The organism is Treponema primitia (genome assembly GCF_046533075.1).
GTDB classification, from domain to species: Bacteria; Spirochaetota; Spirochaetia; order Treponematales; family Breznakiellaceae; genus Termitinema; species Termitinema primitia_B.
The window spans coordinates 37,451-48,573 of the sequence record NZ_JAJQRB010000011.1; the positions used below are offsets into that span (position 1 = coordinate 37,451).

General features: G+C 55.6%; 8 protein-coding genes. 7 read left to right on the forward strand and 1 reads right to left on the reverse strand.

From position 1 onward, the window contains the following. Nucleotides 1-10: 10 nt before the first annotated feature. Nucleotides 11-2,497, reverse strand: coding sequence for a bifunctional aspartate kinase/homoserine dehydrogenase I (gene thrA / locus LQZ19_RS02345; protein WP_411046032.1), 2,487 nt, complete (start codon nucleotides 2,495-2,497; stop codon nucleotides 11-13). 149 nt (nucleotides 2,498-2,646) lie between these two features. On the opposite strand from thrA, the gene LQZ19_RS02350 reads away from it, so the two are divergent. The 7 genes from LQZ19_RS02350 to LQZ19_RS02380 all read left to right on the forward strand — a co-directional run bounded on the left by LQZ19_RS02350 (nucleotide 2,647) and on the right by LQZ19_RS02380 (nucleotide 11,117). Further along, nucleotides 2,647-3,744 carry an MraY family glycosyltransferase gene (locus tag LQZ19_RS02350; RefSeq protein WP_411046033.1) on the forward strand — a complete coding sequence of 366 codons (1,098 nt, stop codon included), beginning with the start codon at nucleotides 2,647-2,649 and terminating at the stop codon, nucleotides 3,742-3,744. A gap of 1 nt (nucleotide 3,745) precedes the next feature. Beyond that, nucleotides 3,746-4,885 (forward strand): cysteine desulfurase family protein, encoded by a 1,140-nt coding sequence (locus LQZ19_RS02355; RefSeq protein ID WP_411046034.1) that lies wholly within the window; start codon nucleotides 3,746-3,748, stop codon nucleotides 4,883-4,885. Then, complete coding sequence (gene thiI, locus LQZ19_RS02360) at nucleotides 4,885-6,078, forward strand: tRNA uracil 4-sulfurtransferase ThiI (protein ID WP_411046035.1); 1,194 nt, start codon at nucleotides 4,885-4,887, stop codon at nucleotides 6,076-6,078. The genes LQZ19_RS02355 and thiI overlap by 1 nt, the downstream gene beginning before the upstream one ends. Continuing rightward, nucleotides 6,068-6,829, forward strand: coding sequence for a DeoR/GlpR family DNA-binding transcription regulator (locus LQZ19_RS02365; protein WP_411046036.1), 762 nt, complete (start codon nucleotides 6,068-6,070; stop codon nucleotides 6,827-6,829). The genes thiI and LQZ19_RS02365 overlap by 11 nt, the downstream gene beginning before the upstream one ends. 90 nt (nucleotides 6,830-6,919) lie before the next feature. Continuing rightward, nucleotides 6,920-9,271 (forward strand): glycyl radical protein, encoded by a 2,352-nt coding sequence (locus LQZ19_RS02370; RefSeq protein WP_411046038.1) that lies wholly within the window; start codon nucleotides 6,920-6,922, stop codon nucleotides 9,269-9,271. An 18-nt stretch (nucleotides 9,272-9,289) separates the two neighbouring features. Further along, on the forward strand, nucleotides 9,290-10,237 hold the full coding sequence (locus tag LQZ19_RS02375; RefSeq protein ID WP_411046039.1) for a glycyl-radical enzyme activating protein: 948 nt from the start codon (nucleotides 9,290-9,292) through the stop codon (nucleotides 10,235-10,237). Continuing rightward, the gene (locus LQZ19_RS02380; RefSeq protein ID WP_411046040.1) at nucleotides 10,230-11,117 is read left to right on the forward strand and encodes an ROK family protein; all 888 of its coding nucleotides are present in this window, start codon (nucleotides 10,230-10,232) and stop codon (nucleotides 11,115-11,117) included. The genes LQZ19_RS02375 and LQZ19_RS02380 overlap by 8 nt, the downstream gene beginning before the upstream one ends. The last annotated feature ends 6 nt before the right edge of the window (nucleotides 11,118-11,123 follow it).

Consider the following 11,123-nt stretch of genomic DNA (forward strand, 5'->3'; position numbering starts at 1 on the left):
CACCGCTACGTTATACCAGTGTCCGGGCGATCCGCACGATATCCGCGAAAACCCCGCCGGCGGTAACCTGGGCGCCTGCACCGGGGCCCTTTATCACCATGGGAAGCTTGGAATAACGGTCGGTGGTGATAACCACGATGTTGTCCGCATCCATCAGAGACAGGAAGGGGCTCCCCGGCTTTTCGGCGCGCAGGGAGATTCGGGCGGAACCTTCCTCAATGACCGCCACATAGCGCAGAACCGCGCCTTCCGCCGCCGCAGCTTTCCTGCGTTTCTCAAAATCTTCGTCGGCCTTTTCCAGCTCCGCAAAGAAGGCGTCCACCCCGTTGGCTTTAAAGCAGGACGGGGGGAGCAGGGGTTCTATGTCCACGGCGCTGAATTCCAGGGACATTCCGCATTCCCGGGCCAGGATCAGGGCCTTGCGGGCGGCGTCCATGGCATTAAGATCGTCCCGGGGGTCCGGCTCGGTGTAACCCTTGGCTTTGGCTTCCCTGACCAGGGCGGAAAAACTTTTACTGCCGTCATAATTATTGAAAATAAAACTCAGGGTACCCGAAAGAACCGCCTCAATGCGCCGGACCTTATCCCCGGATAGGGCCAGATCCCGGAGGGTTGATATCACCGGGAGGCCCGCGCAGACCGTGGTTTCGTAGAGATAGGGAATACCCCGGTTCTTGGAATAGCCCCTAAGGGTTTTGTAGTACTCGAAGGAACCGGAATTGGCCCGTTTATTGGGGGTGACGATGGGTATGTTGGATTTCAGTATTTCTGCGTACAGGGCGGAAACCTGATCGCTGGCGGTACAGTCGCAGAAGGCCGTGTTGGGCATGTTGAGGGATTTCATCCTGCGGATAAATTCCCCCAGATCAAGGGGGAATATTTCTGTACCCGCCGAGGCGTTCGATTGATCCCCGCTGGTCAGAACGGCCTTTATCTTTTTGGGGGCCAGCCCCCTGGGGTTAAAGATCATCCGCTTGGAATTGGCAATCCCCACTACCTTGATCCGTATCTTGTATTCATCCGCCAGGATCTCATGGTGGCCGACTATCTGTTCCAGCAGGGTACCGCCGATAAGGCCTATACCCAGGAGGAAGAGGTTCACCGAGCGAATCTCCGCCAGGAAGAAGGCTTCGTGGACTGCGCTTAGGGCTTTGATTACATCCTTACTGTGGATAACCGCAGAGATGTTAATTTCCGATGAACCCTGGGCTATGGCAATCACGTTAACCCCGCTCCGGCCCAGGGCGTGGAAGACCTTGCCGGAGATCCCCGGGGTATGTTTCATGTTGGAGCCCACCACGGCGATGATCGCCAGGTCATTCTCCGCCGCCGGCTCCTCAATGGCGGCATCGGCTATTTCCCGGGCAAACTCTTCCCGAATCGCCTGAGTTGCGGCCTGTCCGTCCTGGGGCGCCACGGCGAAACAGATGGAGTATTCGCTGGAAGCCTGGCTGATAAGGATGACGCTGATCCTTTTGCGGGCCAGGGCGCCGAAAAGCCGGGAAGAGAAACCGGCGACCCCTACCATACCGGACCCCTGGACCCGCACCAGGGTGATGTTTCCCATGGAGCTGATCCCCCGGATGGGGTAATCCCCGGGACCCGCCTTGTCGCTGATCAGGGTACCGCCGCTTTCGGGGTTGAAGGTATTCCGTATCCAAATGGGGATGCCCTTTTCCAGAGCCGGGCGTACCGTTGGGGGGTGAAGGACCTTGGCGCCGAAGTGGGAAAGCTCCATGGCCTCATTATATGAAAGGGAACTGATCCTAAAGGCACTCTGTACCAGTTTGGGGTCCGCAGTGAGTATGCCGTCCACATCGGTCCAGATTTCCACGGTCTTCGCCCCGATGGCGGCGCCGAAAATAGCGGCGCTCAGGTCCGAACCGCCCCGGCCCAGGGTAGTGGTATATCCCTCTGCGGTGGAGCCAATAAAGCCCGTGGCTATTTGAAGAACGGTATTTTTTCTCAGGTATGAACGGATGCGGCTATAGGTTTCTTCGGTCCGGTACTGGGCGGCGCCGTGATTATCGTCGGTCAGGATAAGGGGGCGGGCATCCAGGTATTCCGCAGGAATACCCCCGGCGGTACAGACCCGGGCGATGAGCGCCGCGGAAAGCCGTTCCCCAAAGCTCATCACATGGTCGAGAATCCGGGGTGAAAGTTCCCGAAGTATGCCTATCCCGTCCAGGGTACGGTTCAACTCAACAAATACCGCTTTTATGGCGGCATCGGCTGCCTGCCGGTTTTCTCCTGTAAGGAAGGCCCGGCTTATTTTGCGGTGCCGGTCTTCCATCGCCTTTACCGCTGCAGCATAGGCGCTTTCTCCGGCAGCGGCCTGTTTAGCCGCCCCAATAAGAGAATCGGTCATCCCCGATAGGGCGGATACTACGACCACCCGGACCTTGCGGACATGTTCCGGGTCCCCAAGAATGGATATCAGTTTCCCAATCGCCTCAGAAGACCCTACGGAGGTGCCTCCAAATTTCAGTACCAGCATCATAAGCCCCCAGTCTGAAATTAATACGCTTTTTTCGTGTATTTATCAACCGGTTTGGTTAAAAAACCGTTATAATACATGTAGCTGGACTTTTTTTTATTCTATAAGTATTATGTACAAAAATCAGAATGACCCGGGAGTACTTCCGCATGGTATTTGTTTTTAGCATCGTTATTGTCACTTCCTTTGTAATCTCAGTTATTATTGTCGCCCAAGTTCTCGTTTTGTCCCATAAAAAATCCTGGTACGACCCTATCGATGAACGTAAAATCCATACCGGCGATGTCCCCCGTCTGGGGGGCATAGGTTTTGCCGCGGCTTTTATCTTCATCTATATTGGTATAGGTTTTGTCCTCCCCCTGTTTCCGGTACAGATCATTCCCGGCGTTGTGTTTCATCTTCCCTTCCTTTTCCCCCTTATTTCGATGATCCTGGTCTTTGTTTCCGGGGTTTTTGATGATTTCAAGCCTATGGCGCCCCGTTTTAAGCTTCTTATCCAGTTTATAGCGGCTTTTCTGGTTGTCGTATCCGGCTATTCCTTCCGGAGTGTCCTTTTTTTCGACCGGGGAATCCTGGGCAACCTGGGCTGGCTGCGATATCCCATTACTTTTCTCTGGATTGTTGGACTTACCAATGCGGTAAACCTGATTGACGGGGTAGACGGCCTTGCGGGGGGTATTTCGGCCCTGGCGGCCCTCTTTTTCGCCCTTATTTTTTCACTTGTTGCCAATAGCAGCGCCATAATTCTTATATGCCTCTGCCTTAGCGCCTCCCTGGTGGGGTTTCTCGTCTTCAATATGCCTTTCCCCAGGGCAAAAATCTTTATGGGTGACGGGGGCAGCCAGTTTTTGGGATTTATCCTGGCCCTGCTGCCCCTGATGAATGTGGGGAATACGTCCCCCGGATTCCCGCTGCTCTACGCGGCTGCAATGCTCACCATACCAATTTTCGATACCTTTGCCGCAATTTGGCGGCGGGTACGGGACAGGCGGCGGATCGACACTCCGGATCAACTGCATATTCACCATAAGCTCATGAACCTGGGCTTCAATGTGCGGGGGGTGGACGCTATTCTGTATGGGTTGCAGATAATACTGGGGGTCCTGGTATTCGAGTCTATTCGGTATAAGGGCGCCCTTTCCCTGATTTTTCTTGGAGCGGCCTATATGGCGAGTTCGGCCTTCTTTGTTACCATTCATTTTGTGAACCGGTATATGGTGCGGAAACGAAAAAACCTCGCCACCTAATATGGACCGGCGTTATTTTGATTGGGCTGCCACGGCCCTTCCTTCGGAAACTGGTCTCGTAACTACCCCTTTCGGTAACCCCTCTTCCCGGCACCTTGAAGGCCGTACAGCTCGTCTAGCCTTGGAAGCCGCCCGGTCCCGGTGCGCGAAGATTCTGGGTGTTCAGCCTAAGGAACTGTATTTTACTTCCGGGGGTACCGAATCCAACGCCATACCCCTCCATTCCCTGCTCCTTCGAAAAAACGCGGCTTTTCTGATTTCTGCGGTGGAACATCCTTCGGTGGGGGAAAACGCCCTGATCCTGGAACGGATGGGGATACGCCTGGGCTATATCGGAGTGGAAAAGGACGGCAGGGTCAGCGAAAAAACCCTGGAAACAGCCTTGGCCGGCTTACCGGGAACACGCTTTGGGGCAATCATGGGGGTAAACAACGAAACCGGCGCGGTGATGGACATACCGGCCTTGGTGAAGGTATTCCGGAACCGTAAAGGACCGCCCGTTCATATCCACAGCGACCTGGTTCAGGCTCTGGGAAAGGTTCCCCTGGATATCTCCCGCTGGGACCTGGATTCCGCTTCCTTCAGCGCCCATAAGATCGGCGGGCCCCGGGGCATAGGCCTGCTCTGGCTCCGTCGAACCGCACAGTCCCTGGAAGTTCTCGGGGTTGGAGGCGGCCAGGAGGGGGGCATCAGGCCGGGTACGGAAAATACCTCCGCCGCCTGCGCCATGGCGGACTGTATGGAGCATTTTGCGGAGCCCCGGGCCGTACAGGCGGGCTATGCCGCGGCAAGTCAACGGTGGGCAGCGCTGATCCGCGCCCTGCGAAGCCTGGACCGCTGTACCCTGATCCCCGAGGATCGCCGGGACGAGGATGAGCGCTTTTCTCCCTGGATACTCCAGGCAGGTTTTCGGGGCATACCCGGGGAGGTTATGGCCCGGGCTTTGGATGATGCGGGCTTTGCGGTTTCCACGGGTTCCGCCTGTTCTTCCCGTTCACAAAAACGGCCGGTCCTGGAAGCCATGGGGATAAAGGGGGATCAAAGTCTTGAGGGGATACGCATTTCTCAGGGCTGGTCCTCTTCTATGGGAGATATCGAAAAACTCATAGCCGCCATTGGGAAAATCCTGGAGGTCCTCTAATGGAAGGGGCCAAGACCGTGTATCTCTTAAAGCTGGGGGAACTCACCCTTAAGGGGGGAAACCGGGCTGACTTTGAGCAGATCCTCAAGCGGAACCTCCGGGATCTGCTCCGGGGAAGCAGGGCGTCACTAGAAACTACCCATGGCCGTTACTATGTGCGGTGCCTAAGTGAGGGGGAAGCCCAGGTTGAGGATGCGTTGAACCACCTCATGGGTATAAGCGGCTGGGCAAAAACCAGGATCGCCGAAAAAGCGATAGAGGCGGTGTGCGCCGCCTGTGTAAGCGAAGCGAAAACCCTCTTTGAAGGGGGAGTACGCAGCTTTAAAATCAATGCCCGCCGTACCGATAAAAGCTTCCCCATGGACTCCTACAACATAGCCTGCAGAGCCGGAGACGCCGTAACCGAGGCTTTACCGGAACTGCAGGTTGATGTCCGCCATCCCCAGGGTACTATTGCGGTAGAAATACGGGAAAGGGCTTACATTTACGGGTTTGGCCACAAGGGCGGCGGGGGCCTCCCGGTGGGGACCGCCGGCCGGGGTATGCTCCTCCTTTCCGGCGGCATCGATTCCCCGGTTGCGGGCTATATGATGGCCTCCCGGGGCATGAAGATCGACGCGGTCTACTTTCACGCCTATCCCTACACCTCCGAGGAAGCCCGGCAAAAGGCGATAGACCTGGCGGGAATTGTGGGCCGCTTTTCCCTGGGCATACGGCTCTATACCGTGGGCTATACGGAGCTCCAGATGCGGATAAAGGAGTGTGCCCCGGAAGCCTGGGCCACGGTGCTCCTCCGCATGGCCATGATGGAGGGCGCAGAAAGGATCGCTAAAATTCGGCGCAGCAAATGCCTCATCACCGGGGAGAGCCTCTCCCAGGTGGCCAGCCAAACCGTGGAAAACATCACCTGCACCCAAAGCCGCTTGCGGATACCGGTGCTCCGCCCCCTTATCGGTATGCACAAGGACGCTATCATCCGGAAGGCCGAAGAAATCGGTACCTACGAAACTTCGATACTGCCCTATCAGGATTGCTGCGTTCTCTTCAGCCCGCCCCACCCTATCCTGCGGGGCGATCCGGCGGAGGCGAACCGGCTTTACGATTCCCTGGACTTGGATGAGCTGATCGAAAAAGCGGTCAGAGAAAGTGTTGTGGAACGGTGCGGGTTTCCGGGGAACGGCCATGTTTGCTGAGGAACGGCGGACCGGGATTGTCAAAATGGTGGATCAGAACGGCCAGGCCGGGGTGAAGGAACTGAGCCGTCATTTCGGGGTTACCGAGGATTGTATCCGAAAGGATCTGGCTATTCTGGAACAGGCGGGCCGGATACGGCGTACCCATGGGGGGGCGGTGAGGAAGCGGACCAATCCCCATGCCCTGTATGTCGCCCAGCGGATCGACAAAAACCGCGATGCCAAGCGGGCCATCGCCGCCAAGGCCCTAAAGCTGATACACCCCGGAGATACGGTGTTTTTGGATATATCCACCGCCAATACCGAACTTGCGGAGCTTATTGCCTCCTCGGATATACCGGTTACGGTGGTAACCAATATGGTAGATGTGATGCTGCACCTTATCGCCCCATGTAAGGCGGAGCTTATCTTTTTAGGGGGCGTCATCAACCCGGGAAAAGACGGGTTTATCGGGTCCATGACCATTGGGGCGATAGAAAATTTTCATTTCGATATCGCCTTTATGGGGGTCGCCGGGGTAGATCCCTTTGGCAACAGCGTAGAAACCTATCTTGTGGACGATGGTATGACCAAAAAAGCCGTTCTGGGACAGAGCCGGGAAAAGTATTTGCTCCTGGAAACCCGTAAATTCAACGAAGAAGCCCCGTTTAGGTATGCCAAATTGGAAGATTTTACCGGGCTGATCCTCGAAACTCCGCTCTCCGGGACGATATTCCAGAGTCTTTCCGAATATAACCTCGAAATTCTTTGAATTGAAAATTATTGATTTTTATTATATTTTATTGTTTTGTCTTGACACCGATAAAATATAATAATATCTTTGATCATGAGGAGATAGAGCATGGCACAACTAGTTATGACAGAACGAATTTTTGCTCTAAAGGCAAGGATACAACGCGAACCGCGGTATGTTTCCTTGGAACAGGCTAGGATAATAACCGAAACATACCGGCGGTATCAGGACCTTCCACGGATACTCCAGCGGGCCCGGTCCTTGGTAGCGGTCCTGGATAGGGTGGAAATCCAAATTGATCCCCAGGAACTGGTAATAGGCAACCGCAGCCCGGGGATCCGCAGTGGCATCGTTTTTCCCGAAAGCGGCTGCGGGTGGGTGGATAGGGAGTTTGAAACCCTGCCAAGCCGGCCCCAGGACCCGTTCCGGGTTAAACCCGGGGATATTGAAGAATTCCGCCGGGATATTAAACCCTTTTGGGAGGGCAAATCCCTGGAAGATATTTTGCGCCGGCGGTATGGCGAAGAATTTGATTCCATCGCCCCGGTGGTTAAGATAAACCAAAAGGATCACGCCCAGGGCCACATCTGCCCGGACTGCGCCGGATGGCTGAAAAAGGGGCCCGCAGGTTTCCTCTCTGATGCGAAGGCCCGGCTGTTAGAGGCGGGTACGCCTGAAAAACAGAACTTCTACCAAGCGGTGATCCTCGTCATGGGCGGGGTACGGCGTTTTATGTCCCGGTACGGCAGGCTGGCCGCAGAAATGGCGGAAGGTGAAACCGATGGGGCAAAACAAAAAAACCTCCGGGAACTCAGCCGGGTCTGCGCCGCCCTGGCGGAAAGGCCTCCGGAAACTTTCCGGGAAGCGGTACAGTCAACATGGTTTCTCTTTGTTATTCTCCAGCTTGAATCCAACGCCTCATCCTTTTCGCCGGGAAGGATGGATGCCTGGCTGTATCCCTACTATAAAAAAGATATTGACTCAGGCCGCCTGGACGAACAGGGGGCGTTGGAAATAATTGAATGTCTGTGGATCAAGTTCAACGAAATTGTGTACCTGCGGAACCGGAACAGCGCCAAGTATTTTGCGGGGTTTCCTATCGGGTTTAACATTGCTGTGGGCGGCCAGGATGCGGAGGGAAATGATTTTGCCAACAAACTGTCCTTCCTTTTTCTGAAGGCCCAGGAGCATTTGGGGCTTCCCCAACCGAACCTTTCGGTGCGGCTCCACGAGTTTACCAGCGAAACACTGCTCCGGGAGGCGATTAAGGTGGTCTCCCTTGGTTCCGGTATGCCCCAGTTCTTCAACGACAAGGCCATTGTTCCCGCGCTGGAAACCATCGGCATCTCTAAAACAGATGCCCGGGACTATGCCATCGTGGGCTGCGTGGAACTTACCACCCAGGGGAATAACCTGGGATGGAGTGATGCGGCCATGTTTAACCTCAATAAGGCGCTGGAACTTACCCTCACCGGCGGGAAGGACCTGCTTACGGGAAAACAGATCGCCGAAAACCGGGGGGACCTAAGCACCTACAAAAGCTTTGCTGAGCTGGAAGCGGCCTTTGCCGCCCACCTTGACCACTATATTGAACGGATGATAGCCGCCTGCGAGGAGGTCGAAAAGGCCCATATCGAACTGCTCCCCACACCATTCCTGTCGGCGGTGATACGCAACTGTATGGAAACCGGGATCGATGTTACCCGCGGCGGCGCTAAGTACAACCTTTCGGGAATCCAGATGATCCAGGTTGCCAATATTGCAGATAGCCTTGCCGCCCTGAAGCAGCTGATCTTCGATGAAAAATCCGTAGGCCCTAAAGAATTTCTTTCCGCCCTGGAAATGAATTTTGAAGGCCATGATGTTCTGCGCCAGCGGATACTCCACCGGGTCCCAAAATACGGCAACGATGTTGATTGGGTGGATGAACTGGGAACCAAATGGGCGAAATATTTCCGGGAAGCCCTGGGTAAATATACTAACCACCGGGGCGGGCCCTACCATACGGGGATGTATACCGTGTCCGCCCACGTACCCATGGGTGAAATGGTCGGCGCTTCGCCGGACGGACGTTTGTCCGGTATGCCCCTTGCCGACGGCGGGATGTCCCCCATGTATGGCCGGGATATGGATGGCCCCACGGCGGTGCTTAAATCGGTATCCAAACTGGAGAAGGAGCTTACCACGAACGGCGGGCTTCTCAACATGAAGTTCCTGCCGGAATTTTTCACCAATGCCGGGGGGGTAGAAAAGTTTGCACTCCTTCTGCGTGCATTTGTGGACCTGGAGATCCCCCACATCCAGTTTAATGTGGTCCGCCGGGAGGATTTGCTGGCGGCTCAGAAAAACCCTGAGGCATACCGGAGCCTCACGGTGCGGGTGGCGGGTTACACCGCCTACTTTACCGAACTTGCGGGCAAACTCCAGGATGAGATCATCGCCCGCACGAGCAACGGTTAAACCCTCAGGCCGGTGGTAATGGAGGGCTTGGTTTTTGACATACGGCGTTTTTCTACCCACGACGGCGACGGCATACGGACAACGGTCTTTCTAAAGGGCTGCCCCCTGCGCTGCAGGTGGTGCCAGAACCCCGAAGGGCTCGCCCCAAAGCGGCGGCCCCTTTGGTTTGCCGACCGCTGTATCCGCTGCCGCTCCTGTACCAAGGATTTAAACAATGTATCGTCCGCCCAGCCGCCGGCGCTGGAGTGGAAACAGGACACCCTCTATCTAAATAGTAATACTGCGGATGAGACAGACTGGGAAGGCATTATGAAAAGCTGCCCTACCCGGGCCCTGCGGTGGGATTCACGTAGCATTACGGTTGAAGCACTTATGGCGGAATTGGAACGGGACGCCGTTTTTTACCGGAACGGCGGGGGGATAACCCTTTCCGGCGGCGAACCCCTGTTCCAGGCGGATTTTAGCATCGCTGTTTTACGCGCCGCCGGGGAACGGGGCTTTAACACCGCCATAGAGACATCCCTTTTTGCGGAAGCCGCCGTGGTGGACCGGATTATCCCCCTGGCCGGCACCATCTTTGCGGACTGTAAGGTACTGGACGATGCAGCCCATCATGCCGCCACGGGGCAATCCAACAGGATGATCCTGGAAAATCTGCGGACCCTGCTGCGGGGCGAACATCCCGAACGGGTAGTGGTCCGCACCCCCCTGATTCCCGGCTATACCGCCACGGAAAAAAACATCGCCGCCATCGGCAGGCACATAAGCGCCCTGTACCCCGAAGTACGGTACGAACTTTTGAACTACAACCCCCTGGCGGCGGGGAAGTATCCCCTGGTTGGTATGGAGTACTGCTTTGAGGAAAATCCCAAGCGCTTTAGTCCGGAAGCAATGGAGCGCTTTAGCGATATTGCCCGCCGGAACGGCATAAAGAACCTGATTCCGGCGGGAGGAAGCCATGTATAGTATCGGTATTGATATCGGCGGCACCCAACTTCGCTGCGCTGTTTTTGCGCAGGACCACAGTATCGTTGATCGAATCCAAATGCCCAACGACAGATCCCTCTCCGCCGAAGCTAATACGGACAGGCTGATTGACTTTATCAAATCCCGGGACTATCCCTATGCGGGTATCGGCATCGGCTGCCCGGGACCACTGGACTTTACCGCAGGCTGTTTGCTGAACCCGCCAAACCTCTACGGCTGGAACGACTTTAACATAGTAAAATACTTTGAAAAAAAATCGGGGCTTCGAACTATCCTGAATAACGATGCTAACGCTGCGGGTCTTGCGGAGGCGCTCCTGGGGGCGGGTAAGGGAAAACAATCGGTTTTTTATATCACCGTTTCTACCGGAATCGGCGGGGCCTATGTTTACAAGGGGGAGCTGGTCAATGGCGCCCATTCGGTTGCCGCTGAAGCCTACGACCTTATGGTCTGCGAGGACGGTTACTGCCATAACGGCGCCAACCCGGGTTCCTTAAACGAAATGTGCGGCGGCCATGCCCTGGCCCGGCAGGCGGAAGCTGCCTTTGGCTATCCGGTGGATGTGAAGGATCTCTACGACAGGCTGTATCTTGCGGAGCATAACAGTAAGGCTGAACAAATAGTAGAGCGGTGCATAGACAACTTAGCCCGGGGCATTGGAAACATTGCCTGCATCGTGGACCCGGATATTTTTATCTTTGGCGGGTCCATAGCCCTGCGCAGCCCCGGTTTCCTGGAAAAGGTGGAAGAACGGGCCAGGCGGTATATGATCCGCCCCGAATATCTCTGTATGGAACGCGCCAAGCTCGGGGATGATGCAGGGCTCATCGGCGCATCACTGTTAGTACCCCCGGTTTAGCAAACC

What these genes read in the sequence shown, in the direction of transcription:
- thrA (WP_411046032.1), bottom strand. Translation starts at nt 2,497, where the DNA reads ATGCTGGTACTGAAATTTGGAGGCACCTCCGTAGGGTCTTCTGAGGCG.
- LQZ19_RS02350 (WP_411046033.1), top strand. Translation starts at nt 2,647, where the DNA reads ATGGTATTTGTTTTTAGCATCGTTATTGTCACTTCCTTTGTAATCTCA.
- LQZ19_RS02355 (WP_411046034.1), top strand. Translation starts at nt 3,746, where the DNA reads ATGGACCGGCGTTATTTTGATTGGGCTGCCACGGCCCTTCCTTCGGAA.
- thiI (WP_411046035.1), top strand. Translation starts at nt 4,885, where the DNA reads ATGGAAGGGGCCAAGACCGTGTATCTCTTAAAGCTGGGGGAACTCACC.
- LQZ19_RS02365 (WP_411046036.1), top strand. Translation starts at nt 6,068, where the DNA reads ATGTTTGCTGAGGAACGGCGGACCGGGATTGTCAAAATGGTGGATCAG.
- LQZ19_RS02370 (WP_411046038.1), top strand. Translation starts at nt 6,920, where the DNA reads ATGGCACAACTAGTTATGACAGAACGAATTTTTGCTCTAAAGGCAAGG.
- LQZ19_RS02375 (WP_411046039.1), top strand. Translation starts at nt 9,290, where the DNA reads ATGGAGGGCTTGGTTTTTGACATACGGCGTTTTTCTACCCACGACGGC.
- LQZ19_RS02380 (WP_411046040.1), top strand. Translation starts at nt 10,230, where the DNA reads ATGTATAGTATCGGTATTGATATCGGCGGCACCCAACTTCGCTGCGCT.